Annotated in this window: 21 protein-coding genes; 6 read left to right on the top strand and 15 right to left on the bottom strand. The window is 64.1% G+C overall.

The genetic code is table 11. The features are described from left to right. Positions 1–46: 46 nt before the first annotated feature. From ACQR1W_RS19240 to ACQR1W_RS19230, 3 genes are read right to left on the bottom strand one after another with little or no spacing between them, the layout of a single operon-like run. Positions 47–925 carry a transglutaminase family protein gene (locus ACQR1W_RS19240; protein WP_434852259.1) on the bottom strand — a complete coding sequence of 293 codons (879 nt, stop codon included), beginning with the start codon at positions 923–925 and terminating at the stop codon, positions 47–49. Next, complete coding sequence (locus ACQR1W_RS19235; protein ID WP_434852258.1) at positions 922–3,486, bottom strand: circularly permuted type 2 ATP-grasp protein; 2,565 nt, start codon at positions 3,484–3,486, stop codon at positions 922–924. Before ACQR1W_RS19235 ends, ACQR1W_RS19240 begins: the two co-directional genes overlap by 4 nt. Before the next feature lie 30 nt (positions 3,487–3,516). Beyond that, complete coding sequence (locus ACQR1W_RS19230; RefSeq protein WP_434852257.1) at positions 3,517–6,825, bottom strand: DUF2126 domain-containing protein; 3,309 nt, start codon at positions 6,823–6,825, stop codon at positions 3,517–3,519. 582 nt (positions 6,826–7,407) lie between these two features. Here ACQR1W_RS19230 and ACQR1W_RS19225 point away from each other — a divergent pair. After that, positions 7,408–7,602 carry a hypothetical protein gene (locus ACQR1W_RS19225; RefSeq protein ID WP_008969057.1) on the top strand — a complete coding sequence of 65 codons (195 nt, stop codon included), beginning with the start codon at positions 7,408–7,410 and terminating at the stop codon, positions 7,600–7,602. A gap of 53 nt (positions 7,603–7,655) precedes the next feature. Here the strand turns inward: ACQR1W_RS19225 and ACQR1W_RS19220 are convergent, their stop codons facing one another. The 8 genes from ACQR1W_RS19220 to hpaR all read right to left on the bottom strand — a co-directional run bounded on the left by ACQR1W_RS19220 (position 7,656) and on the right by hpaR (position 16,639). Beyond that, positions 7,656–9,179 carry a UxaA family hydrolase gene (locus ACQR1W_RS19220; RefSeq protein ID WP_434852256.1) on the bottom strand — a complete coding sequence of 508 codons (1,524 nt, stop codon included), beginning with the start codon at positions 9,177–9,179 and terminating at the stop codon, positions 7,656–7,658. 112 nt (positions 9,180–9,291) lie between these two features. Beyond that, on the bottom strand, positions 9,292–10,095 hold the full coding sequence (locus ACQR1W_RS19215) for an HpcH/HpaI aldolase family protein (RefSeq protein ID WP_434852255.1): 804 nt from the start codon (positions 10,093–10,095) through the stop codon (positions 9,292–9,294). Positions 10,096–10,172: 77 nt separating this feature from the next. Beyond that, entirely contained in the window at positions 10,173–11,258 is a 1,086-nt protein-coding gene (locus tag ACQR1W_RS19210; protein WP_434852254.1) for a malate/lactate/ureidoglycolate dehydrogenase, read from the bottom strand. Positions 11,259–11,276: 18 nt separating this feature from the next. Beyond that, positions 11,277–12,005: an ABC transporter ATP-binding protein gene (locus tag ACQR1W_RS19205; RefSeq protein WP_434852253.1), complete on the bottom strand. Its 729-nt coding sequence runs from the start codon at positions 12,003–12,005 to the stop codon at positions 11,277–11,279. Then, positions 12,005–13,786, bottom strand: a complete 1,782-nt coding sequence (locus tag ACQR1W_RS19200; protein WP_434852252.1) for a branched-chain amino acid ABC transporter ATP-binding protein/permease — start codon at positions 13,784–13,786, stop codon at positions 12,005–12,007. The genes ACQR1W_RS19205 and ACQR1W_RS19200 overlap by 1 nt, the downstream gene beginning before the upstream one ends. Further along, complete coding sequence (locus tag ACQR1W_RS19195) at positions 13,783–14,658, bottom strand: branched-chain amino acid ABC transporter permease (RefSeq protein WP_434852251.1); 876 nt, start codon at positions 14,656–14,658, stop codon at positions 13,783–13,785. The genes ACQR1W_RS19200 and ACQR1W_RS19195 overlap by 4 nt, the downstream gene beginning before the upstream one ends. Positions 14,659–14,742: 84 nt before the next feature. After that, positions 14,743–15,888 (bottom strand): ABC transporter substrate-binding protein, encoded by a 1,146-nt coding sequence (locus ACQR1W_RS19190; RefSeq protein ID WP_434852250.1) that lies wholly within the window; start codon positions 15,886–15,888, stop codon positions 14,743–14,745. A gap of 241 nt (positions 15,889–16,129) precedes the next feature. Further along, entirely contained in the window at positions 16,130–16,639 is a 510-nt protein-coding gene (gene hpaR, locus ACQR1W_RS19185; RefSeq protein ID WP_434852249.1) for a homoprotocatechuate degradation operon regulator HpaR, read from the bottom strand. Between the two features lie 114 nt (positions 16,640–16,753). Here hpaR and hpaH point away from each other — a divergent pair, with 114 nt between their 5' ends. From hpaH to ACQR1W_RS19160, 5 genes are read left to right on the top strand one after another with little or no spacing between them, the layout of a single operon-like run. Then, a complete protein-coding gene (gene hpaH / locus ACQR1W_RS19180) occupies positions 16,754–17,560 on the top strand; it encodes a 2-oxo-hept-4-ene-1,7-dioate hydratase (protein ID WP_434852248.1) in 807 nt (268 codons plus the stop codon). A gap of 23 nt (positions 17,561–17,583) precedes the next feature. After that, positions 17,584–17,982, top strand: coding sequence for a 5-carboxymethyl-2-hydroxymuconate Delta-isomerase (locus ACQR1W_RS19175; protein ID WP_434852497.1), 399 nt, complete (start codon positions 17,584–17,586; stop codon positions 17,980–17,982). Further along, entirely contained in the window at positions 17,975–19,513 is a 1,539-nt protein-coding gene (hpaE, locus tag ACQR1W_RS19170) for a 5-carboxymethyl-2-hydroxymuconate semialdehyde dehydrogenase (protein WP_434852247.1), read from the top strand. Before ACQR1W_RS19175 ends, hpaE begins: the two co-directional genes overlap by 8 nt. A 10-nt stretch (positions 19,514–19,523) precedes the next feature. Beyond that, positions 19,524–20,399, top strand: a complete 876-nt coding sequence (locus ACQR1W_RS19165; protein WP_434852246.1) for a fumarylacetoacetate hydrolase family protein — start codon at positions 19,524–19,526, stop codon at positions 20,397–20,399. Positions 20,400–20,420: 21 nt separating this feature from the next. Next, positions 20,421–22,046, top strand: a complete 1,626-nt coding sequence (locus tag ACQR1W_RS19160) for a thiamine pyrophosphate-dependent enzyme (protein WP_434852245.1) — start codon at positions 20,421–20,423, stop codon at positions 22,044–22,046. Positions 22,047–22,181: 135 nt separating this feature from the next. Here the strand turns inward: ACQR1W_RS19160 and ACQR1W_RS19155 are convergent, their stop codons facing one another. From ACQR1W_RS19155 to ACQR1W_RS19140, 4 genes are all read right to left on the bottom strand, one after another. Then, positions 22,182–23,408, bottom strand: a complete 1,227-nt coding sequence (locus tag ACQR1W_RS19155; RefSeq protein WP_434852244.1) for an MFS transporter — start codon at positions 23,406–23,408, stop codon at positions 22,182–22,184. A 79-nt stretch (positions 23,409–23,487) separates the two neighbouring features. Beyond that, on the bottom strand, positions 23,488–24,141 hold the full coding sequence (gene alkB, locus ACQR1W_RS19150) for a DNA oxidative demethylase AlkB (protein WP_434852496.1): 654 nt from the start codon (positions 24,139–24,141) through the stop codon (positions 23,488–23,490). A gap of 6 nt (positions 24,142–24,147) precedes the next feature. After that, positions 24,148–24,888 (bottom strand): 2OG-Fe(II) oxygenase, encoded by a 741-nt coding sequence (locus ACQR1W_RS19145; RefSeq protein ID WP_434852243.1) that lies wholly within the window; start codon positions 24,886–24,888, stop codon positions 24,148–24,150. A gap of 334 nt (positions 24,889–25,222) precedes the next feature. Next, on the bottom strand, positions 25,223–26,575 hold the full coding sequence (locus ACQR1W_RS19140; RefSeq protein ID WP_434852242.1) for an amidase: 1,353 nt from the start codon (positions 26,573–26,575) through the stop codon (positions 25,223–25,225). Positions 26,576–26,646 lie beyond the last annotated feature (71 nt).

Here is a 26,646-nt window from a genome sequence, read left to right as displayed (position 1 = left end):
AGCAAATCGTTCCGCAGGTTCCCGACATCGGAACCTGCTCGGCAACTCACGCGACCAGGATGACGTCGACCGCGACGCCGAGCTTCTGCTTCGGCGAGCCGACGATGATGCCGTCGACTGGCGAAACGTCGGCGAAGTCACGGCCCATGCCGAGGATGATATGATCATTGGCGACGATGAGATCATTGGTCGGGTCGAAGCCGATCCAGCCGAGCTCATCGCCACACCACAGCGACACCCAGGCATGCGTCGCGTCCGCGCCCTGCAGCCGCTGCTGTCCCTCCGGCGGGATCGTACGCAGATAGCCGCTGACATAAGCGGCCGGCAGGCCGAGGCCGCGCAGGCCGGCGATCATGACATGCGCAAAGTCCTGGCAGACGCCCGCGCGATTGCCGAACACTTCGGTCAGCGGTGTCGAGATCACGGTCGCCTTGGGGTCATACCTGAACTCATTGCGGATCCGGCGCATCAGATCGGCCGCGCTGGTGAGAATGCCGGCCGATGCCGGAAAGCTCGCCGCCGCATAGTCGGTGGCAGGCTTCAGGATCGGCACCAGCGCACTGGCGAAGACATAGCCGATCGGCGAGGACGGGCCGAGGCTGCTCGCCGCAAACGCCGCCTCGCGTACGTTCTCCCAGGCTGGGCTCGAAGCGCTGCGCTCCGGCGGCTTGCGCGACAGCTTCACGCGCGAGCGCGAATCGATGCGCAAATTGCGATGCGATTTGTCGATCACGATGCTTTCGGTCAGCGTGCCGTAGAAATCACGGCGCGCGGTGCGCTCGACTGGGCGCGGACGGATGTCGACGCTGTGCGAGATCAGCTCCTGGCCGCCCCCATTGAGAGGTTCGAGCCGCAGCGTGCAGCGCGCGAAGCTCACCGCGCTCTCATACTCGTAGGTCGTAACGTGCTGGATGTCGTAGATCACGCCAGGCCCGTCAGCTTTTCCGGCCGGCTGGCATGGGCCCCGTGGGGGAAATAGTGCTGCCCGATCGCGTCCGACAGGTTGAGCAGATCCTGTTCCAGCGCGAACATCGTCTTGGTGTCGAGATGCGCGGCCTCCGCCGTGGTCAGCGCGGCCTGCAGGGACACCGCCAGACGCTGCGGGCGCTCGATCAACCCGTTCTCCTTCAGCACCGGGAGGCTTGCGATGTGCTCGTTCAGCGCTTCGACCTGGAATGCGATGGAGCGCGGATTATAGGGATCGAGCACGACGAGGTCGCGGATCGGCGCGAGCAACGGTCCGATCAGATAGCGCGAGCGGTAGGTGATCTGGCAGTCCACCAGCGTGAGCAGAATGTCGAGGTCCTCAGGGCTGGCCTCGTCGTAGCCGAACTGGCGGGCGAAACGCAGCGTATTGATGCCGCGCTCGACGCGGCGGCCGATCTCGAGGAAGCGCCAGCCGGCGGCGCGATTCATGTTCTCCTGCGCAAGCCCCGCGAAGCTCGACAATGCGCTAAGCCCTGTCTCTGCCGCGCTGATGAGGCCATCATCGTCGTCGATCGGTTGCGCAAGCCGGGTCGGCATCTCCGCGATGATCTGCCAGGCATCCGGCGACAGCCGTTCACGCAGCGACGTCGCGGTGCGCTGCGCCGCGCGCAGCAGCGACAGCGCCGAGCCGAACTGCGCCTCGGCCTGCAGCGCCTCGACGGCGGCACGCGGATCCTGCCCACGCGGACCTTGCGCGATCGCGCCCCAGGCGAGCAGCAGCCGGCGGATGCGTTCGGCCGCGGCAAGCATTGCAGGCGAGCCCCTGCCGGGATCGCGCTGCTGGGCGGCCAGCGCACGGATCAGCCGCAAGGTCGCCTCGGCGCGTTCGAGATAGCGGCCGAGCCAGAACAGATTGTCGGCAGCGCGGCTCGGCAACACGCCGGCGATGCGCCGGATGCGCACGCTGTCGGAGCCCGGCAGCAGCGTATGCGCGGGCACAGCCTTGTCGGCGACCACCCAGACGTCGGCGGCGCGGGCGCCGTCGCCCATCGACACCGCGCGCGCATCGAGCTTGTCGGCGATGCGGCAGAAGCCACCGGGCATGATCGCCCAGCCGTCGGGGGTGGCGGCCGCGAACACCCGCAGCACGAAGGGCCGTGGCGTGATCTTACCTTGCTCCCACACCGGCGTCGTCGACAGCCGCACCACCTCCTGGGCGACGTAGTCGACGCCGCGCTCGGCCATCGCTACGCGCAACCGCTCGCGCTCCGCGGAGGACAGCTCGCTCGGAAGCAGCGGCCCCTCGCCGGCAAAACCCGGCACGTCACGGCCATAGGCGCCGGCGATCGCGAACTCGTCGAGTCGCGACAGCACCTCTTCGCGCGCGGCCTTCTGTCCGCACCACCAGGTGGCGATATGCGGGATCTTGAGTTCCTCGCCGAGCACGCGCTGGCACAGGCTCGGCAAAAAGCCGAGCAGCGCGCGCGCTTCCAGGACGCCGGAGCCCGGCATGTTCGCGACCACGACGCCGCTCTTGCGCAACACATCGATCAGCCCGGGCACGCCGAGCCGCGAGGCGGCATCGAGTTCGAGCGGATCGAGCGAGTTGGAATCGACCCGCCGCAGCAGCAGGTCGACGCGCTTGAGCCCGGCGACGGTGCGGACATGAACGCGATCACCTGTGACGGTGAGATCTTCTCCCTCGACCAGGAGGAAGCCGAGATAGCGCGCCAGGGTGGTGTGCTCGAAATAGGTCTCGCTGAACGCGCCCGGCGTCAGCACGCCGATGCGCGGTTCGTCGCGGTCGGCGCTGGCACGCAAGGAATCGCGGAAGGACTCGAAGAACGGCGCAAGACGCGCGACGTTCATGGACTTGTAGAGCGAGGAGAAGGCGCGCGACAGCACCAGGCGATTTTCCAGCGCATAACCCATGCCCGATGGCGCCTGCGTGCGGTCGCTCAGCACCCACCACCGGCCGTCGGGCCCGCGGCCGATATCGGCGGCGTAAATGCCGAGAAAGCGGCCGCCCGGTGGCTTCATACCCGCAATCGGACGCAGATATTCAGTCGAGCCCGCGATCGCGGCGGCAGGGATCGCACCTTCCGCGACCAGCCGCCCCTCGCCATACAGATCCTGCAGGACTCGATCGAGCAATTCGGCGCGCTGGATGATGCCGGCGGAGAGCTGGGCCCATTCCGTCTCGTCGATCAGAAGCGGCAGATGGCTGAGCGGCCACAGCCGCTCGGTCCCCTCACCGGGTGCCCGGTAGGTGACGCCGGCCTCCCGCAGATGGCGGTCGGCGGAGGCGAAGCGCCGTTCGATGTCAGTCGGTGCGAGCGCAGCGAACGTATCGACGAAGCGGGACCAGACCGGGCGCGGCGTGCCATCCGCGGCAATGAACTCATCAGGAATTCCAGGCAGCGGATGATAGTCACGCATCCATTGCGCCACCCGCCGCGAGGCAGGCCGCGGCTCGGCTGCTACGCTCGTCGCGGCCCGGCTACCCGCCTGCTCCCGGCCGGTCTCTTGGCCGGTGTTTTGGCTGGTTGCGTCCGCCATCCCTGCTCTCCTGCCCCACTTCTCCCATTTTCAATGACGGAGCGGACGCCGCAAGTCGAGGGTCATCGGGAATTCAATTGTGCGTTCCTCGCCCGGCGGATCGATCTTGCCGGGTGTGTGGCCGTGATCCTGGAAGCGGGCCAGCCTGCGCGCCTCCGCCTCGTAGGAATTGATCGGTTTGGTGTCGTAGTTGCGACCGCCGGGATGAGCGACGTAATAGACACAGCCGCCGAGCGAACGGCCATTCCAGGTGTCGATCAGGTCAAATGTCAGCGGCGAATGCACCGGAATCGTCGGATGCAGGCCCGAGGCCGGCTGCCACGCCTTGAAACGAACCGCGGCAACCGCCTCGGCCGAGCGTCCGGTCGGGGTCATCGGCAGGCGCCGGCCATTGCAAGTCACGACGTGGCGCCCTTCGATGAAGCCCTCGGCCTTGACTTGCAGTCGTTCGACCGAGGAATCCACGAAGCGGACCGTACCGCCGGCCATGCCCTCCTCACCCAGCACATGCCAGGGCTCGAGCGCCTGGCGAAGCTCCAACGTCACGCCGCCATGCTGCACCCGGCCGAAGGTCGGAAAACGGAACTCCAGCTGCGCCAGATACCATTCGGGCGAAAACTCATAGCCGGACAGCCGCAGCTCATCCAACACATCAAGAAAGTCTTCCCAGATGAAATGCGGCAGCATGAATCGGTCGTGCAACGCGGTGCCCCAGCGGACAAACTTGCCCTCCTGCGGCTCGCGCCAGAGCTTTGCGATCAGCGCCCGGATCAGCAGCTGCTGCGCCAGCGACATCCGCGGATCCGGCGGCATTTCCAATGCCCGGAACTCGACCAGACCGAGCCGGCCAGTCGGCCCTTCCGGCGAATAGAGCTTGTCGATGCAGATCTCGGCGCGATGGGTGTTGCCGGTAATATCGACCAACAAATTCCGGAACAGACGGTCAACCAACCACAGCGGCACGCTCTGACCGGCCGGCGGCACCTGGGCCAGCGCGATCTCAAGCTCATAAAGGCTGTCATGCCGGGCCTCATCGATCCGCGGCGCCTGGCTGGTCGGCCCGATAAACATGCCGGAGAACAGATACGACAGCGACGGGTGGCGCTGCCAGTACAAGACAAGACTCTTCAGGAGATCGGGCCGGCGCAGGAACGGCGAGTCCGGCGGGCTCACGCCGCCGACCACGACATGATTGCCGCCGCCGGTGCCGGTGTGCCGGCCGTCGATCAGGAAACGGTTGGCGCCGAGCCGGATCTTGGCCGCGTCCTCATAAAGGCCGAAGGTGATATCGACCGCCTGCCGCCAGTTTTGCGCCGGCTGGATGTTGACCTCGATCACGCCGGGATCGGGCGTCACCTTGATCACTTCGATGCGCGGGTCGTAAGGCGGCGCATAACCTTCGACATGAACCTTGATCTGCATCGCCTCAGCCGTCGCTTCGACAGTGGCGATCAACTCCAAGTAATCCTGGACATTTTCGACCGGCGGCATGAACACGCAGAGGACGCCATCGCGGATTTCGACCGAGATCGCGGTGCGTATCCCCGGCCCGCTCCCGGACTGATATTGCACGTCCTGCGGCGGCACGCGGTCGCGCTTTTCAAGCGGCGCCACCTGCGGAACGATCACGGTGCGGCCGGGTGCAAACACCGGCAGCGGACCGCGCGGCTCGAGCGGGTCCTGCGGGTGGATATAGGGATAGTCCTCCGGCGGGATGTAGATCAGGGAGGCGATCGGCAGACGCAGGCCGAGCGGCGAGTCGCCCGGCACCAGGAACAGCCGTCCACGCCGCAGCTTCCAACGCTCACTGCGCCAGCGGCGCGCCTCCGCATTCCAGCGCTGGATCGGGAGTACGAAGCCACGCGGAATGTGCAGGCCTTCGTCGAACACCCGCGCCATGCGGGCGCGTTCCTCGGGATCGGCGAGCTTGGAATCGACGACGTCGACATTCTCTGGCAGTGCGGCTTCCTTCTGCAGCCAGTGCGTAGGATCCTCGAACGCGGGCAGCACATAATCAGTGCCGAGCCCGAGCGACTGCGCGGTCGTATCAAGGAACCGCTCGGCGTCTTCGATCGTGACATTGCGCGGCCCATCGACGCTCGCGATCAGGTCGCCATTCCGCCAGATCGGTTCACCATCCTTGCGCCAATAGAGCCCGAAGGCCCAGCGCGGCAGGCTTTCGCCCGGATACCATTTGCCCTGGCCATAATGCAGCAGGCCGCCAGGCGCGAAGCGGGTCCGCAGCCGCCTGATGAGATCGTCGGCGAGCCCGCGCTTGGCCGGGCCGACCGCAGCCGTATTCCATTCGGGCGTTTCCATGTCGTCGATCGAGACGAAGGTCGGCTCGCCGCCCATGGTGAGGCGCACGTCATGTGCGGCGAGGTCGGCATCGACCGCCTCGCCCAGCCGGTCGAGCTTGGCCCAGGCGTCATCGGAGAACGGCTTGGTAATCCGGGGCGCCTCGCGGATGCGCCTCACATTCATCTCGAAGCCGAACTCGACCTCGGCAGCGCCAGCACTGCCCGAGATCGGCGCCGCGGATCGATAATGCGGCGTCGCAGCTACCGGAATGTGGCCTTCGCCCGCCAGCATGCCCGAGGTGACATCAAAGCCGATCCAGCCGGCACCGGGCAGATAGACCTCCGCCCAGGCGTGCAGATCAGTAAAGTCGTTCTCGACCTCCCGCGGCCCCTCGACCGGGTCAATGTCCGGGCGCAACTGAATCAAATATCCAGAAACAAATCGCGCCGCCAAGCCGAGATGCCGCAAGATCTGGATCAGGAGCCAGGCGGAGTCCCGACAGGAACCCGCAGCGCTCGACAGCGTCTCCTCCGGGGCCTGAACGCCCGGCTCCATCCTGATGATGTAGCGAATCTTTTTTTGCAATTGCGCATTGAGGTCGACCAGGAAGTTGACCGTATTGGTGGCCTCGCGCGGAATCGACTTCAAGTAATCAGCCAACAACGGACCTGGCTCGGTCGTCTCGAGGTAAGGCGCAAGCTCCGCCTTCAGCCCGTCCGGATAGTTGAACGGAAAGCTGTCCGCATAGGGCTCCACGAAAAAGTCGAAGGGATTGATCACGGTCATCTGCGCCGTGAAATCCACCTCGATTTTGAGTTCGTTCACCCTTTCCGGGAAGATATAGCGCGCCAACCAGTTGCCCTGGGGGTCCTGCTGCCAGTTCACGAAGTGGTTCGGCGGCGTGACCTTGAGCGAATAGCTCAGAATCGGCGTGCGGGTGTGGGGCGCCGGCCGCAATCGGATGGTCTGTGGGCCGAGGTCGACGGGGCGGTCGTACTTATAATGAGTAACGTGATGTAACGCGACGTAGATTGACACGGGACTGATTGCTCCAGCGGCTTTTTTGAGCAGAACATTGCTGTGCCGCAGGATCAAGCATTAACAAACGGCAATCGTGCCTATGAACTACCCGCCCTGGTACCGCCGGAGGTGTCAGTTCCTGGAGTACACACTCGCTTCCAGGCAGGTCAGATCGAAAGCGTTACTAGAATCATGAGCTTGCTAGTATCCACGTCCCGAAATCCTGATAGCGGCGTAGTTGCGACCGGATATGAGGGAGGCTCGTAACGAAGCGCCAAGGCTCGACAACGGCGTGTATTCCGTCTCGGTTCCCGTCTTTCCTGACCAGGCACGCGCGTCCGTCATGCCAGACCATGACACCTATGGTAACATATTGGAGTTGATCTAATTTGAAGATGGAATTACCAGTCCCCGCCGCAGGGCCAGTTGTCCACAGGCGGCAAGGCCGCTCTGTCACGTAAGATTGACCTCGCCTCCCGTTGTTATATCAACAACTATACCACTAACTAACTGCAACTAATCGCGGTTTCACGCGCCGCAGTTGCTTGATAGCTGGCCCCCGCGTGCTATTTAGGGCAAACCTCACCAAAGGAGAATCATGTGGCTAAGGCAACTAAGAAGGCACCGAAGAAACTGGCGCGCAAGCCCTACACGGCAGCTGACATCAAGCTGTTGAAGCAGCATTCGAAGTCGAAGACGCCGGTCGCGAAGATCGCGAAGCAGATGAAGCGGACCGAAGGCTCGCTGCGGCAAAAGGCCCTTGCGCTCGGGATCGGCTTGGGTCACCAGCGCTGACGCGTTGGCGGGGCGCGCACGACAGCCCGGACATCGTGCCGGGCTGCGCTGGCTTACATTGTCGCCCCTAACACCCACGGGGCAAATTCGGCACCGCCGAAGTCGAAGCTCTCGCTCTTGGTCGGCTGACCGGAGGCCGTCTTCAGCATCAGCTCGAAGATGCGCTGGCCGCACTCCTGCACCGTCTCCCCGCCATCGAGGATGGTGCCGCAGTTGACGTCCATGTCGTCTTCCATCCGCTTGTACATCGGCGTGTTGGTTGCGAGCTTGATCGACGGCGCAGGCTTGCAGCCGAATACACTGCCACGTCCGGTCGTGAAGCAGACCAGGTTGGCTCCGCCGGCCACCTGGCCCGTTGCTGCGACCGGGTCGTAGCCTGGCGTGTCCATGAACACGAAACCCTTCTTGGTGATGGGCTCGGCGTAGCGCAGCACGTCAACCAGGTTGGTGCTGCCGGCCTTGGCCATCGCACCGAGCGATTTCTCCAGAATGGTCGTGAGGCCGCCGGCCTTGTTACCGGGACTCGGATTGGCGTTCATCTCCGCGCCCTCGCGCGCGGTATACTCCTCCCACCAGCGCATCAGCGAGACCAGCTTCTCACCGACCTCGGGGCTCACCGCGCGTCGCGTCAACAGATGTTCCGCGCCATAGGTTTCCGGCGTTTCGGACAGGATCACGGTCCCACCATGGCGGACCAGCAGATCGCTCGCCGCGCCCAGCGCCGGATTGGCCGAAATACCGGAATAGCCATCGGAGCCGCCGCATTGGAGTGCCACCGTCAGTTCGCTGGCCGACACCGGCTCACGCCTGACCTTGTTGGCGTCGGCGAGCGCCTCCTTGACGAACGCGATCCCGGCTTCGACGGTCTTGCGGGTGCCGCCGACCTCCTGGATGTCCATGGCGCGGAGACGGCCCGCAAGCTTCTGCTCCTCCATCAAGCCGCCGATCTGATTGGCCTCGCAGCCCAGCCCCAGCACGATCACGGCGGCGAAGTTGGGGTGCCGTGCATAGCCGCCGAGCGTCCGCCGCAGCAGTCTCAACGGCTCATCGAGCGTCATGCCGCAGCCGGTCTTGTGCGTCAGCGCCACCACGCCATCCACATTCGGATAGTCCGCCAGCGGATTGTCGCCGGTGAACGGGTTCTTCTTGAAGACGTCAGCAATGAGACCCGCGACATGGGCGCTGCAATTCACGGAGGTGAGAATGCCGATGTAGTTGCGGGTGGCGACCCGCCCGTCCGGACGGCGGATGCCGTCGAAGGTCGCCGGCAAATCGAAATTCGGTGTCGGCTTGACGTCGACGCCGAAGGCATAGTCCTTGGCAAAATCGCCCATGCCGCAGTTCTGGGTGTGGATATGCTGGCCCGGCGCGATCGGCGCAGTCGCAAAGCCGATGATCTGGCCATAACGCCGGATCGGCTCTCCTTTCGCAATCGGCCTGATGGCAACCTTGTGACCGGCCGGGATGCGTTCCGAGGTCGTGACTCCATCGGTAACCGCCAATCCCGCTGGCAAGCTCGCCCGCGCGATCAGCACGCTATCGTCGGGATGCAGACGGATGACGGGAGCGGGAGTCATGGCGGAGTCTCTCTGGTTTAGTTGAAGATCGAGCGAGATGGGCGAATAGCACCTGGCGAATAGCGAATGGATCAATCCCTTCTCGCTACTCCCTGTCCGCTATTCGCACACCTCACGCCTTGCCCGCGGAATCCTTGCGGGTCTGTGCCACCTGCATCTTCGCGTAGGTCGCCATCAGCCCGACCTCGTTCGACAGGGTGACGAGCTTGAAGCCCATGTTGATCGCACGCACCGCGCCTTCGGCGCCGCTGCAGTGAATGCCGGGATTGAGGCCGCGCTTGCCGCATTCCTTCACGATCTTTTCGTAGATGGCCAGGATCTCCGGCTCCTCGCGGTCAAGCTTGGGCACCAGACCGTAGGAGAAGCCGAGATCGGACGGACCGATATAGACGCCGTCGATACCCTCCACATCCAGGATCGCTTCCATGTTCTCGACCGCCGTCTTGGTTTCCATCATCGGCAGCAGCACGATCTCGTCGTTGGCCGTCTTCTGATATTCGCCGGCCGCGCCATACAGCCCGGACCGGATCGGCCCGTTCGAGCGGGTGCCCTTCGGCGGATATTTGGAATAAGAGACAAGGTTCCTGGCTTCGTCGGGTGTATTGACCATCGGGCAGATCACGCCATAGGCACCGCCGTCGAGCACCTTGCCAATGATGCCGGGTTCGTTCCAGGGCACGCGCACCATCGGCGTCACCGGATGGCCATGCATGGCCTGGAAACATTGCACCATCGACAGATAGTCCTGCACGCCGTGCTGCATATCGACCGTGACGCTGTCGAAGCCGCATTGCGCTACCACCTCGGCGGAGAAGCCGGAGGGGATCGCAAGCCACGCGTTCACCACGGCCTTGCCTTGCGCCCAGAGTTGCTTGACCTTGTTGTTTGCCACTTCGTTTCCTTCCCCTTTATCCATCCCGCTCTCACCGTTGCCAGCAAGGCGGTCGAGCGATCATGTCTGGTCGTATCGCCTGCATTGCAAGGCCGGTATGATCAGGCGGTTGCCCGCTGAATGCTTGCCTCGCTGACGCCAACCTCGCGCGCTGTGCCTACTATCGCCGCCCACGTGTCATCCGGCAAGGGTACGCCGTTCGCGGTGCGCTCGGCACGCATCTTTCGCTCGGGATCGCCGGGCACCAGCACCTGATCGACGCCGGCAACCGGCTTGGTCGCACGGATGAAGTCCGTGTAGCGCGTGACTTCGTCGTCGAAGAAGTCCGAGGGATCGACCACCTTGGGATCGATATAGAACGCCAGCATGCCGTTGGCGAAGCGCCGATTGGCCGAGGTCGCGCCGGTGCCGGTCAACGCTCCCCCCAACAGCTCGCAGATGAACGCGAGCCCCGAGCCCTTGTGCTCGCCGAAAGCACGGATCGCGCCCGTTCCCTTGGTGTGGTCGCGCGCCCCCTCAGCCTCATAGGGACCGTAGAGCACGGCGGGATCTTCACTCAGGCTGCCGTCGGCATCGATCAGCGCGCCCTTCGGTAGCTTCTTGCCGCCACGGCTTGCGACCAGGACCTTGCCTTCGGCAACGATCGAGGTAGCAAAATCCAGCACGATCGGATCTTGCCCCTGGCGCGGGATGCCGACGCAATAAGGTGCGGTCGAGAACCGTTTCTCGACGCCGCCAAACGGCGCGACCAGAAGCGAGCCGGCGGCGGTGACGAAATGCACCGACACCAGGCCCTCGGCGGCCGCCATCTCCGCCCAATCACCAACCCGGCCGAGATGACCGGAATTGCGCAGAGCAAGCGCGGCAAGGCCCGCCGTCTTGCATTTCTCGATGCCGAGCTTCACCGCCTGGGGCGTCACCGTCTGACCGTAGCCGAACTTGCCGTCGACCACGACGAGCGAAGGCGTGTCGATCACGACCTCAGGGGTCTGGTTCGGCACGATCGAGCCCATCTTCTTCCATCGGATGTAGACCGGCACGCGGATCACGCCGTGGCTGTCATGCCCCGTGAGGTTCGCCGTGGTGAGATAGGTTGCGATCCGACGCGCCTCCTCGGATGAGGATTCGGCATGCTCGAAAATGTCGGCAACGAAATCGATGAGATTTGCGACCTTGATGGTGACCATGACAACTCGCAGATACGATCAGGCAGGAACTTTCGCATGACCGCCCAGATAGGCGGCGCGAATGGCTTCGTTGCCCCACAACTCGTCGGGCTTGCCGCCGAGCACAATACGCCCGGTTTCCAGCACATAGCCATAGTCGGCAACAGATAGCCCCATGCGCGCATTCTGCTCGACAAGCAAGACCGTCGTTGATCGGCGAATTTCCGAGATGATCCGGAACACCGCCTGCACGATCACGGGCGCGAGGCCGAGTGATGGCTCATCCAACAGCAGCAGCTTCGGCTTGGCCATCAGTCCGCGCGCCACCGCCACCATCTGCAGCTGGCCGCCGGAGAGCGTCCAGCCCAGCGCATTGGAGAACTTCCGGATGTCCGGAAACAGGTCGAACATGGCGTCCGCCTCGCGCGACAGCTGCGCTTTCGGCGCTCGGCGGTTCGAGGCGCCGAGCATGATGTTCTCCTTCACCGTCAGGCCCGGGAACACCCGCCGCCCCTCCGGCACGTGCGAAATGCCGCGGCGCACGATCGTCTCAGGCCCAAGTCCCGAAATTGGTTCGCCATCGAAGACGATCTCGCCCGACGCCGGCTTTGACAGGCCCGATATTGCCCGCAAGGTAGTCGACTTGCCGGCACCATTGGCGCCGAGCAGGGTTACGACCTTGCCCTCCTCCACGCTGAATGAAACGCCGCGCAGCGCTTCGATCTCGCCGTAGCGCACGACAAGGTTACGGACTTCGAGTAGCGGCATCATTCGCTCCCGAGATAGGCGGAGACGACATCGGGATGCCGCAGCACGGCCATCGATTCACCGTCCGCGATGCGGCGACCGAAATTGAGCACCGTGATGTGCTGCGCGGCTTCACTGACCAAGGTCATGTCGTGATCGATGATCAGGATCGTGAGGCCTTGCGCGGCGATCCGCTTCAGCAGCTCATGCAGTTCGAGCTTCTCGGTCGAGTTCAGCCCGGCCGCCGGCTCGTCGAGCAGAAGCAGCGTCGGGTTTGCCGCCAGCGCGCGTGCGATCTCGATCAGCCGCTGGTGCCCGTAGGAGAAGCTCGTGATCAGTTCGTTGGCACGGTTGCCGAGTCCGACGAAGGTCAGCGCCTCCATGGCCCGCTCCGTCAGGGCCGCATGGCCGCCGGTTCCGATCATCGTGTTGCCGGATCGCTCGGCGCCGATCTCGACGTTCTCAAGCGCCGTCATCGACCGGAACAGCCGAATGTTCTGGAACGTCCGCCCGAGCCCTGCCGCCGTGCGCTGATGCGGCGGCATGTTGGTGATATCAGTCCCGTCGAGCAGGATCGTGCCCGACGTGGCCTTATACAGGCCCGAGAGCACGTTGAGCGTGGTGGTCTTGCCTGATCCGTTCGGCCCGATCAAAGCGTGCACGCCCCCGCGCCTCACCGCAATATCGACACTGTCGACCGCTTTGAGGCCGCCGAAGTGCTTCGACAGGCCTTTGACTTCCAGCACGATATCGCCGCCTGTTGTCGCGGGCTTCAGCTGCAGCGGCTTGACGGCCGGCGGCGCCTTGGTCTTCGTCCGCCAGCGGTCGAACCCCGCGGTGACAAAGCCCCAAATGCCCTCGGGCATGAAGCGAATGATCAGGATCACGAACAGACCGTAGATTGCCAAATAAAGTCCCGGCACGCTTTTGAGGAAGCGCAGCCATTCCGGGATGAGGATCAGAAGACCGGTGCCGATCACCGACCCGATCGGAGACGCCACGCCGCCAAGCAGCGACATCGTCAGGAACACGATCGACTCGGCAAAGGAGAACTGATCCGGACTGACATAGGCGAAACCGCCGGCGAACAAGCCACCGGCGAGCCCGCCGAGCATGGCACAGATCGCGAAGGCGTAGACCTTGGTTTTGAAGATGTCGATGCCGTTCACGCCGGCCGCGAGCTCGTTGTCGCGCACCGCTCGCATGGCGCGGCCGAGCTTGGTGTCCGGCAGATGCCAGACGATGTAGCCCACGATTGCCAGCGCCGCGACGCAGAAGGCAAGATAGCTCTGGGAGCTCGCAAACAGCGATGGACGGCCGATCCGGGACACGCCGTCGGGCCCATGCGTCAGCCAGATGGCATTGATCATGACCAGCGTCATGATCTGCTGGAACGAGATCGTCACCATCGCGAGATAGTGTCCGCCGAGCCGCAAGGTCGACATGCCCAAAAATGCGCCCGCGACGATCGCGACCAGACAGCCAGCGACCAGGCAGAGCCAATAGCTCATCTGCAGGTCAGTGGTGCCGAGACCCACGGCATAGGCGCCCAGGCCGAAGAAGGCCGCTTGTGCCAGATTGATCTGACCGCACAGACCGAGCACAACGGAAAGCCCGAAGACCGCGATCGAGAAGGTCGTCGCCTGCAACAGGATGTTGAGGACATAACCATCGAACTGCATCGACGCGGCGAGCATCACCAGAACTGCGGCGGCGATGAAATAAGGAATGTGTCTCAGCACGGCGGGTCTTGTACGCGCCGTCGATGCGATAGCCCGCATGTTGTCGCTTCCTACGCTCATGCCTTCTCCGCCACGCGTTCGCCAAAAATGCCCTGCGGCCGGAAGATCAGGAAGGCGACCAGCACCAGAAAGGCGAAACCGTCCTTGTACGGGACAGAAATGTAGGCCGCGCCAAACGTCTCGATCACGCCGAGCGCAAGACCGCCGATGATCGCACCGGCCACATCGCCGAAGCCACCGATGATGGTCGCCGCGAAGGCCTTCAGCGCGATCGTCGAACCCATCTGGATCGAGACGAACAGAACTGGCGCGACCAGGATGCCCGCGAGCCCGCCAAGGACGGCGGAATAGATGAAGGTGATCATGATCATCGTCGACACGGAAATTCCGAGCAACGACGCCATCTCCTTGTCTTGCGAGGTGGCCTGAAGCTTCTTGCCAAGCAGCGTGTGCTCGAAGAACCAGTAGTTGAAGATGACGAGCGCGATCGTCACCGCGATGATCAGAAGATACTGGCTGTCGAGATAGACCGGTCCAAGCTGAATTCCCGGCGTCTCAAACCAGCCCTGCAGCACCTGCGGCTGCGGGCCGTAGATCGCGAGCACCGAATTTGCAAGCAGGATCGAGGCGCCGATCGTCGCGATGATGACCGGCAGATAGCTGCGATGACGCAGCGGATAATACACACCGAGATTGAAGATCACGCCGAGGAGCGCCATGCCCGCAAGAGCAATCAGGAACGACAGCCAGTAGGGCCAGCCGAGATCGACCGCGAAGACCACCATCAGATAGGCCGCGACCATCGAGAACTCGCCTTGCGCGAAGTTCACCACATTGGTGGCACGGAAGATCAGAACAAAGCCGAGCGCGACCAGCGCATAGACGGCACCGATCCCGATACCCGTGAACAGCAGTTGAAGAACGAGATCCATGACGGCCGGAGACCCCTTGAGGGAAGCGCTTGCGATGAAGCGATGGCGACCTCCCCGCCGATGCGGAGAGGTCGCTGCGCACGGTCAGTCCGTGAACTCGATATGCTTGTCGAAGGCGATGTTGCCCTTATCGTTCTTCACGATGTTGTAGCCGTGCAGGCCGTCGCCATTCTGGTCGAAATTGTATTCGCCCTCGGCGCCCGGAAATTTCTTGATCGCAAGAATCGCCTCGCGGATTTTGCCGGGCTCGGTCGAGCCGGCCTTGTTGATCGCGGCCGCAAGCACATTGATAGCGTCGTAGGTCCACGAGCTCTGGTTGTCGGGTGCAACCTTGGCTACCTCGCGATACGCCTTGCCGAACGCCTTCGAGGCCTCGCTCGAGTCCTCGGCGTAATCCGCGACTCCATAGGTATTGTAGAGAGCCGGACCGGCGAGTTTCAACGCCGTGATGTTGACGATCGAGGGCGAGCCCACCCAGGGAATATTGACGCCAAGCTGGCGCAACTGGCGCGCAAAGATGCCAAGATCGTTCTCGAAGGTGAAATAGGAGCCAAGGATGTCAGCACCCGACTGCTTGATCGCGAGCACGACCGGCGTGAAGTCCTGGCTCTGGTTGGCATAGCCCTGATCGAGCACGGCCGGGGAGCCAAGCTTCTCCAGCGCGGCCGAGAGCGCCTTGCCGCCCGCGGTGCCGAACGCGTCGGTCGAATGCAGAATTGCCCACTTCTTCTTGCCGAGCGTATTGACGCCATATTCGGCGATGACACGGCCGGAGTAGCTGTCGTTAGGACGGAAGCGGAACAGCCATTGGTTGCCCATATGGGTGAGGTTCGGATCGGTGCCGCCGATCATCACGGGCTTGCCGAGCTTAAGCACGTCGGGCGCCATCGCATGCACCTGGGTCGAACGGATCGAGCCGAGGAAGGCCACGATGTCGGACTGGGCAGCGAGCTTGGAGAAGGCCAGCACAATACCCGGATTGGTGGTCTGGTCATCCTCGACGATGAGTTCGGCCTGCTTGCCGAGAATACCGCCGGCCTTGTTGACCGCGTCGAGGGCGAGCTTCGCGCCCTTGATGGCGTAGCCGCCCGATTCCGCTGCCGGACCAGTCACGGGTGCGCACATGCCGATCTTGATCGTCGAGGCCTGCGCACGGGCGCTGCTGATGATGGAAGGTGCAGCAAGTCCGGCGACGATGCCGGCCGCGAAATCGCGTCTCGTCAAACTCATCTATAGTCCTCCCTGACCGCCTGTTGTGAGCGGCCCTGCTCGTGCTTGCGGATCTTCGTCCGCAGAACCATGGCTGTTTAAGGGCTCTTTCGGCCCGAGTAAATTGCAATCGCGACGATATCGATCCTGTGCGTAGTCACGCCGCCTCAAAATGATTAACGCCGCTGAGGCTTCCGCATTCCATCTGCCTAGCTCTTGATCAAGTTATGCAACTAAGCCGGAGCGTCATGCAAAACTGCGCTCACTCTCTCTCCGCGACAAGAAGGTCTCCCGCAAGACTGGCCTCCAGATCGACCAACATCCTTTGCAGCTCGTCCAATCTGCGTACCCCGTAGCGGGCCGCAATCGCCGCGTAGATGGCCTCCGACGTGGGAGCAACCTGGGCAATCAGCTTCAGGCCTTTCGGCGAAATCGAAAGGAGACCGCGCCTGAGATCGTTTGTGTCAGTCTGGCGCTCGATCAAGCCGCGCGCGTCGAGATCCCGCAGGATGCGCGACAGGCTGGGGCCCAGCAGAAAAGCTGCCCGCGCCAGCTCGGTCGCATCGATCGCATCGACTGCGGCCAATGCACGCAGGATGCGCCATTGCTGTTCAGTAAGGTCATGCTTGCGCAAGTTGGGGCGGAACTGGCGCATCACGGCTTCGCGAGCGCGAAGCAGCGCCATCGGCAAGGATTGCGAAAAGCCCCGCATCGGAACCGGATGCGCGTCCCCTGCTCTTTGCTTGCCGCTCGCCGCCCGTTTCTGCGCCATATCGATCGCCGACCGCCCATTCAAATGTTTGCAATGCAGCAAACGTCATCCGGTTTGCGCGCCGAAACTTAACATGTTAATCATTTGTGGCAACATCCCAAATGTGCTTGCACCATGACTCTTTCCGACGCTGACATTCGCCGATGCGCCACACGCCTGCACGAGGCCGAGCGGAGCCGCGTGCAGATCAGGCAATTGTCGCAGGACTTTCCGGAGATTACGATCGAGGACGCCTATGCGATTCAGAAGGAGTGGATCGCGCTCAAGGTCGCCGAAGGGCGCATCATCAAGGGCCACAAGATCGGGCTGACCTCGAAGGCGATGCAGAGCGCCCTCAATATCGACGAGCCGGATTCCGGCGTGCTGCTGGACGACATGTTCTTTGCAGATGGCGGGACCGTTCCCTCGGATCGTTTCATCGCGACCCGGATCGAGGCGGAGCTGGCCTTTGTCATGAAACAGCGGCTGTCAGGACCCGACTGCACCTTGTTTGACGTCCTCAATGCGACCGATTTCGTGGTGCCGGCGCTGGAGATCCTGGACACCCGCATTGAACGGGTGGACTCAGAGACCAAGGCCACACGCAAGATCTTCGACACCATCGCCGACAACGCTGCCAATGCCGGCATCGTGCTCGGCGGCCGACCGCTGCGGCCGCTGGACGCCGATCTGCGCTGGATCGGCGCGCTTTGTTACAAGAACGGGCAGCTGGAAGAGACGGGGCTCGCCGCCGGCGTGCTCAATCATCCGGCGACGGCCGTGGCCTGGCTGGCCAACAAGGTCGCAGCCCTGGGGCTCGCGCTGGAGCCGGGCCAGGTGGTGCTGGCGGGTTCGTTCATCCGCCCGATCGAGGCCCGCAAGGGCGACACGATCCAGGCCGACTATGGTCCCTATGGGACCGTCAGTTGCTACTTCGCTTGAACATTCTGCCGGACGATCCGATCATGCCGCATTTCAGCATCGAATACTCCGCCAATCTCGAGCCGCGCGTCGATATCAAGGAGCTCTGCGAGGTCGTCCGCAAGGCGGCGGCCGAGACCGGCATCTTCCCGATCGGCGGCATTCGCGTCCGCGCCATACGTTGCGAGCACTACGCGATCGCCGACGGCAAGACGGATTACGGCTTCCTCGCGATGCTGCTGCGGCTCGGCGAAGGCCGCGATCTTCCCGCACGACAGAAAGCCGGCGAGCATGTGTTCGGAGCGCTCTCCAGCTATCTCGATCCCGTCTTCGCCAACAGCAAGTTCGCACTGTCATTCGACATGCAGATCAACGATGCCGCGACGAGCTGGAAGCGCAACAACATCCACAACGCCCTGAAAGCGGAGGCTGCAAATGGATAAGGCCACGCCCAAACAAGACATCTTCAAGGCCAATCTCGATCGCGCGGCGCCTCTGCTCGCCAAGCTGAAGGAGGACGGCATCGGCCACATGATCGACGGCCGGATCGTGCCGTCGATCTCGGGCGCGACGTTCGAGACGCGCTCGCCGATCGACGGTGCGCAGCTTGCAACGGTGGCGCGCGGCAATGCCGAGGATATCGACCGCGCCGCGACGGCGGCAGCACTGGCGTTCAGGAGCTGGCGCGAGATGTCGCCCTCCTTACGGCGAAAGCTCCTGCATCGGGTCGCGGATGCGATCGAAGATCATGCCGAAGATATCGCTGTGCTTGAATGCATCGATACCGGCCAGGCCTATCGCTTCATGGCCAAGGCCGCGATCCGCGCCGCGGAGAATTTCCGCTTCTTCGCCGACAGATGCACGGAGGCCCGCGACGGCCTCAACATGCCGAGCGAGGAGCATTGGAACATTTCGACGCGCGTGCCGATCGGCCCGGTCGGCGTGATCACGCCGTGGAATACGCCGTTCATGCTGTCGACCTGGAAGATCGCGCCTGCCCTCGCCGCCGGTTGCACGGTCGTGCACAAGCCGGCGGAATGGTCGCCGATCACGGCACATTGGCTCGCGAAGATCGCCAAGGAGGCCGGCATCCCCGACGGCGTGCTCAACACGGTTCACGGTTTCGGCGAAGACGCCGGCAAGGCGTTGACGCAGCATCCCGCCATCAAGGCGATCGGCTTCGTCGGCGAAAGCGCCACGGGCTCGGCCATCATGGCGCAGGGCGCGCCGACCCTGAAGCGCGTGCATTTCGAGCTCGGCGGCAAGAACCCGGTCATTGTGTTCGATGACGCCGATCTCGATCGCGCATTGGACGCGGTCGTGTTCATGATCTACTCGCTGAATGGCGAGCGCTGCACCTCCTCGAGCCGGCTGCTGGTGCAGCGGAGCATTGCCGACAGCTTCGTTGAAAAGCTGGCCGCGCGGGTCAAGGCTTTGAAGGTCGGCCATCCGCTCGACCCGGCAACCGAGATCGGGCCGCTGATCCATGAGCGGCACCTGGCGAAAGTCTGCTCCTATTTCGACATCGCGCGGCAGGACGGCGCCGTGATTGCGGCCGGCGGTCAGCCGCATGACGGGCCCGGCGGCGGGCATTATGTGCAGCCGACCCTGGTTACGGGCGCCAACAGCAAGATGCGCGTCGCGCAGGAAGAGGTGTTCGGCCCATTCCTCACGGTGATCCCGTTCGGTGACGAAGCGGAGGCGATCGAGATCGCGAATGACGTGCCCTACGGGCTGACCGGTTATATCTGGACCAACGACATGGGCCGCGCCTTGCGCGTCGCCGACGCACTGGAGGCCGGCATGATCTGGCTGAATTCGGAGAACGTCCGTCATCTGCCGACGCCGTTCGGCGGCATGAAGGCGTCCGGAATCGGCCGCGATGGCGGCGACTACTCGTTCGACTTCTACATGGAGACCAAGCACGTCTCCCTGGCGCGCGGCACCCACAAGATCCAGCGACTCGGTGTGTAAGGAGACGCTCATGCCCGCCCCTGCCCGTTTCGCGACCTATGCAATCGACGGCGCCGTCCGTTACGGTGCCGTCACTGATCGCGGCATCGTCGATCTGTCATCGCACTTTGCCAAGGACTATCCGAGCTTGCGCGAGGTGATCGCCGCAGGCGCGTTACCACGGCTGGCCGAGGCCGCCGCAGGGCGCGCGCCGGATCACGCGCTGGACGCGATCACCTGGCTGCCGCCGATCCCGGCCCCGGAAAAGATCATCTGCATCGGCGTCAACTATCCCGACCGCAACGCCGAGTACAAGGACGGCCAGGACGCGCCGAAATATCCGTCGATGTTCATGCGGACGCCGCGCTCCTTCGTCGGCCACAATACGCCCTTGGTGCGTCCCCGCGCCTCGCCGCAGCTCGATTATGAAGGCGAGCTCGTCATCATCATCGGCAAGGCCGGACGCCACATCGCCGAGAAGGATGCGCTGGGCCACATCGCCGCGCTTACGCTCTGCAACGAAGGCACCATCCGCGACTGGGTGCGGCACGCCAAGTTCAACGTCACCCAGGGCAAGAATTTCGATTCGACCGGCAGCCTCGGTCCGTGGATCGTGCCCTATGCGGATGAGGCGCAGATCGCCGATATCCGGTTAACCACGCACGTCAATGGCGAGCTGCGCCAGGACGATCGCACCTCGCGGCTGATATTCGGCTTCCGCTATCTGATCAATTACATCTCGACCTTCACCACGCTGGTGCCCGGTGACGTGATCGTGACGGGGACGCCGACCGGCGCCGGTGCGCGGTTCGATCCGCCGCGCTATCTGAAGCCCGGCGACGTGATCGAGGTCGAGGCCGAAGGCATCGGCGTCTTGCGCAACGGCGTCATCGACGAAGCTCTGTAACTCCGGAAATTGGAACTGCCAATGACCATCATGACCGGCGGCGAAGCCATCGTCAGCGGCCTTGTCGCCCACGGCGTCGATACTGTGTTCGGCCTGCCGGGCGCGCAAATCTATGGCCTGTTCGACGCATTCCATCAGGCGCAGCTGAAGGTGATCGGCGCTCGCCACGAGCAGGCCTGCGGCTACATGGCGTTCGGCTATGCGCGCGCGAGCGGCAGGCCGGGCGTGTTCAGCGTGGTGCCCGGCCCGGGCGTGCTCAATGCGGGTGCGGCGATGCTCACGGCGTTCGGCTGCAACGAGCCGGTGCTGTGCCTGACCGGCCAGGTGCCGACCGATTATCTCGGCAAGGGCCGCGGTCATCTCCACGAGATGCCGGATCAGCTTGCGACTTTGCGCACTTTTATCAAGTGGACCGAGCGGATCGAATATCCCGATGCCGCGCCGACGCTGGTCTCGCGCGCCTTCCAGGAGATGATGTCCGGCCGGCGCGGACCGGCCGCGCTGGAGATGCCCTGGGACGTGTTCACGCAAGCCGGCGAGACCGCCGCCGCCAAGCCATTCGCGCCGTTCCCGGCGCCGCTGCCTGATCCCGACCGTATCGCAAAGGCGGCAGCGCTGATTGCAGGCTCGAGAGCGCCGATGATCTTCGTCGGCGGCGGCGCGATCGATGCGCGTGAGGAGATCCTGGAGCTCGCCGAGATGATCGATGCGCCCGTCGTCGCCTTCCGCTCCGGGCGCGGTATCGTTTCCAATGCGCATGAGCTCGGGCTCACCATGGCGGCCGCCTACAAGCTGTGGCCCACGACCGATCTGATGATCGGCATCGGCTCCCGCATGGAGCTGCCGACCACGTTCCGCTGGCCATTCCGGCCCGACGGGCTGAAGTCGATCCGCATCGATATCGACCCGGCCGAGATGCGGCGGATCACCGTGGATGTCGGCGTCGTCAGCGATGCCAAAGCCGGCACGGCGGCGCTGATCAGCGCCGTCGGCAAGGCCGCTCATAAGAAGACCGCAGGCCGCCGTGTCGCCATTCGCGAGGCCACCGCCGCGAGCTTGCAGGAGATCCAGAAAGTGCAGCCGCAGATGGCCTATCTGAACGTGCTGCGCGAGGTGCTGCCGCACGACGCTGTCGTCACCGACGAGCTGTCGCAGGTCGGCTTCGCCTCCTGGTACGGCTTTCCGGTCTATGAGCCCCGCACTTTCATCACCTCAGGCTATCAGGGCACGCTCGGCTCGGGCTTTCCGACCGCGCTCGGCGCCAAGGTCGCCCGCCCCGACAAGCCGGTGGTCGCGATCACAGGCGACGGCGGCTTCATGTTCGGGGTGCAGGAGCTCGCCACCGCCGTGCAATACAACATCGGCGTGGTGACGCTGGTGTTCAACAACAACGCCTACGGCAACGTGCGGCGCGACCAGCGCGAGCGCTTCGACGGCCGCGTGGTCGCCTCTGACCTGGTCAATCCCGATTTCGTCAAGCTGGCGGAGTCCTTCGGGGTGGCCGCGAGCCGCGTTACTGCGCCGGATCATTTCCGTCCCGCGCTCGAGAAGGCGCTGGCGCATGGCGGGCCCTATCTGATCGACATCGAGGTGCCCAGGGACAGCGAGGTCTCGCCATGGGCGTTCATCCATCCGGCGAAGCCTTGAGGCACAGTCATGGTGAGGAGGTGCGAAAGCGCCGTCTCCGGACGATGCTTCGCATCGCCGGGAGAACCATGAGGTCCGGCAGAGGCCTCATCCTTCGAGACGCTTGGCTCACGCCAAGCTCCTCAGGATGAGGGTTTAGAGCTCACTTCGCCTCCCCTGCATCCTGGCCGCCGCGATCACCAGCAGCCCTGTGCCCGCGACGAGCCAGCAGGCCACCGGCGCCCAACGCACCAGAGGCGCGTAGTCCGGGAGCTTCTGCAGGCCACCGGCAACCGCGGCCATCCGCGCGAAGGTCGCTAGCGCGAGCGCCGAGAACACGAGCCCGGTGACCTTGCCCTCGGCACCGCGCATGCCGATCCAGAGCGCTGCGGAAATGGCACTCATCATCATGCAGCCCCAGGCCGCGCCCGCGATGAACTGCGCGACGATCAGCACGTTCAGCGCCCCGGCGATCTCGGCGATCACGATTGCGGCTGCGCCGAGCAGACCCGCAATCCCCATGACGACCACAGCACCGCGATGCTTGACGATGACGCTCGCCGGAAACATCGCGATGTTGAAGCCGATCCAGAACACGGGCATCAGCCATTGCAGGTCGGCCGGCTTGGCGAAGCGCAGATAGAACGCCTCGCTGTTGATGCTGAAATGCAGCTGATAGCCGAGCGCAAGGATCACCATCGCGGCGATGAAGAGCATTGGCAGACCGTTCAGCCGGACCGGCTTGACCGCGGCCTGCACCTGCTTCGCGCCTTGCCCGAGATCAGCGACGCGCGAAAGACCAAGCGCCGTCAGCAACAGCACGGCTGAGGAGATGATGAAGGGCAGTCGTGCGTCGTAATCACGCAGAACGACACCGAGATAGGGCGCCAGCGCGCCCGCAACGCCATAGCCCAGCATGACCAGGGCAGCAAGAAACGGGACCCGGGGTTTGGCGGCGTGCTGCCCGAGCAAAATCAAGGGTGGCGCGCGCAGGGCCGACGATGTGATGGCCCAGGTCACGATCAGCGCAATGAAGACGGCTGGCATGCCGGTCGCCGCGACGAACGGCAAAGCGACGAAGGCCGCGCAGGACAGCGCCGTCAGAAGTCCGATCAACGGTCCAAGCCATTTGGTCAGTCGCGCGATTCTGTCGGCGGCGATGCCCATCGCGGTGTCGGTGACCGTGAAGATCGCCTGGTCCACCATCAAGATGAAGATCACCGACGAGGGCCGAATGCCGACGCCGGCCGCGAGCTTCGGCAGAAAGATCACGTAGGTGGTCCACAGCAGCGTGAACACGAGTTGCAGAAAAGCGAGATAGAGCCCGAGCCGGCTTGCGCCCGTCTCCACTTCCTCATCGGCTGACAGCTCGATCGCGCTCATTCGCTCTCTCCCGTCCGGGAGCATAGCGCGAAGCGGAAGCCGATCAACATGCGGCCAACATCACGGTTTCGCCAGCCGGCTAACGCGCGCGGCGGAAGGTCAGGTTGATGCGTTTGCGGCCAATAAGGCCGTGCTCGCCGTCGGCAAGCGGCATAACGCCGTGAAAGGCGAGCCGCGCCGGGCCGCCCCAGACCACGACATCGCCATGCTGCAGGCGATAGCGCTGCGGCTTGTCGCTGCGCTTCAACCCGCCGAACAGAAAGATCGCCGGCAGCCCCAGCGAAACCGAGACGATCGGCGCGCCCATGTTACGTTCGTCACGATCCTGGTGCGGCGACATCTTCGCGCCCGGCTCATAGCGGTTGATCAGGCAGGCATCCGGCGCGAAACCGGCAAAGCCGGCCTCGGCTGCAGCGTGTTCGGCGAGCTCGCGAAACAGCGCCGGCATCGCCGGCCATGGCTGGCCACTTTCCGGATCGATCGCGTCATAGCGATAGCCGCTGCGATCCGTCACCCAGCCGACGTCCCCGCAATTGGTCATCGCCACCGACATCTGGTGTCCGCCGGGCGTAAACATGCGGCGGAACGGCGCTTGCGCGATGATGGCTTCGATCGCTGCGATCAGCTCATGCTGTTGCGGCCGCGCGAAACCACGCAGGAGCATCGCACCCGCGGCAAGCTGCTCTCGCGCCGGCACCATCGCATCGATGTTGTCAAACAGATCGGCCGTCAACACAGGTCACTTTGCATCATGGAAAATCACACCCAGCGTGTGGCGACGACCGGACCGGAGCCGGCTCACGCCGTGGCGCATATTGACGCGGTAGCTGCCGCGGGTGCCCTGCACCGGGCGGACATGCACCGCGAAGGCCACCGCATCGCCGCGGCGGAGCGGCACCACCTCGGCGCGCGACTGCATGCGCGGGCGCTGCTCGGTCAGGACGAACTCGCCGCCCTCGAAATCGCGCCCCGGCTCCGACAGCAGGATCGCAACCTGGATCGGAAACACGTGTTCGCCATAGAGGTCCTGATGCAGGCAGTTGTAGTCGCCTTCCTCATACTGCAACAACAGTGGCGTCGGCCGCGCCTGCCCGGCCGCCTGGCAGCGCTGCAGAAACGCGTCATGGCCCTCGGGATAGCTGATGTCGATGCCCATGGTCTGGTTCCAGCGATTGGCGACCCCGACGAGACGGGCATAAAGCTGCGGGCGCAGCTGCGCGATCGGTTCGGGCAAAGGATAAGAAAAATACTTGTATTCACCGCGCCCGAATCCGTGCCGCGCCATCACGACCCGGCTGCGGAAATGCGCATCACCAGGATAGAGCGCGGCCAGCGCACGGCATTGATCCGGCGAAAGCAGACCCTCCAGGATCGCGCAGCCCTGCGCGTCGAGGTCACGCTCGACCTGCGCCCAGTCGATCGCATCGACCCGCGAGGCAGGAGTGGCGGCGCGAAAAGCTGCTGGCTTGAGATTGGCCATTCCGAGAATCCAAGTTTGTCATTCCGGGGCGCGCGTAGCGCGAGCCCGGAATCCATACTCACGATGGTGGTTATGGATTCCGGGCCTGCACGCAAGAGCGCGCATCCCGGACTGACGACGGTGCTACAAAAGCACGCAGTTCGCCACCCGATTTCCGCGAAATGTGAGCTTCAGTTGGAGGCAGCGGGCTGTTCGTCATCACGAGGAGCCCCCGGGTCTCGCCTTTGGCGAGCCCGAGGGCAGGCTCCGCGACGAAGCGATCCGGTTTTCCAAGACTCGATTGCGTCGCTTCGCTCGAACTCACGGAGGACCGAGAGTTCCCGTCTGACCTGCCCTACCCCCGGATCACGCCCTCGATTCCGGCCGCGATCTCGAACAGCTTGCGGTCTTGGCCTCCGGACTGCGCCAGCATCAGGCCGACCGGTACCTCGCCGGCGCGATGGGCCGGCAGCGAGATGGCGCAGCCGTCCATCATGTTGATCATGGTGCAGTTGCGAAGCGCGCGGATATTCTCGCGGCCAAACGCTTCGTCGTCATCGAGATCGACGATCCTGGACGGCGCATTGGCCGTGGTCGGCATCACCAGTGCATCGTAAGGCGCGATGCGCGCGGCGGCGCGGGCGACCAGCGAACGGCGGCCGGCATGGATCTCGATATATTCCGGCACGGTGATCGCCTCGCCGCGCATGATGCGGACCGCAACACGCGGATCATAGACGTCGCCCTTGCTGGTGATCAGGAAGCGGTGCCAGGCATAGCTCTCGGCGGCGGCAAAGCCGCCCTTCATGCCGATGATGCCGACATCGAGGAACTCCGGAAATTCGATGCGCTCGACCAGCGCGCCAAGCTTCGACAGCGTCTCCAGTGCGCGATCAAAGGTCTGCGCCACCTCCGCATCGAGCTGATCGAGTACAACGGTGGTGGGCACTGCGAGCCGCAGGCCTTTGACGGCGCGCGGCTGCAGCGGCTTGATCGGCTCATCGGCCAGCACGGCATCGAGGATCGCGCAGCATTCGACGGTGTTGGCGAGCGGCCCGAAACTGTCGAGCGTGGTCGACAGCGGCACGCCGCCTTCCAGCGGCACGCGGCGCTGGGTCGGCTTGTAGCCGACGATGCCGTTGAAGGCCGCCGGAATCCGGCAGGAGCCGCCGGTGTCGGTGCCGAGCGCGCCATAGGCCATGCGGTCGGCGATCGAGACCGCGGCGCCGGACGACGAACCGCCCGGCACATAGCCGACCTCGCGCTTCCAGGCGCTCTTTGGCGTGCCGTAATGCGGATTGATGCCGATGCCGGAATAGGCGAACTCGGTCATGTTGGTGCGGCCGATCACCACAAAGCCGGCCCGGCGCAGCCGCGCCACGACCGGCGCGTCGGCGTCCGCCGGCGCGGAATCCTCCAGCGCGCGCGAGCCGGCACGGGTCACTTGCCCCTTGATGTCGAACAGGTCCTTGACCGAGACCGGAATGCCGGCAAAGTGCGACAGCGCCGCATTGGCCTTGCGCAGACCATCCATGGCATCGGCGGCCGCCAGTGCCGCATCCTTGTCGACGTGAATGAAGGTGCGCTGCCCTTCCCCGTTTGGATCAGCGATCCGCGTCAGGCAGTCCTCGACCAGCTTTCGCGATGTGGTCCGGCCGCTTGCGAGATCGTCAGCCAAGGAACCAAGGGTCGGACGTGCTGCGCTCATGATGCCTCATCGCTCCATCTGCGACCGGAGCCGCAATCTCAGGGGGTGAGACAGCTCATAGCTGACCAGCG

This window comes from Bradyrhizobium sp. HKCCYLS1011 (assembly GCF_051167795.1).
GTDB lineage: Bacteria > Pseudomonadota > Alphaproteobacteria > Rhizobiales > Xanthobacteraceae > Bradyrhizobium.
The sequence above is the reverse complement of the archived record's forward strand: the minus strand, read 5'-3'. Positions and strand labels throughout refer to the sequence as shown.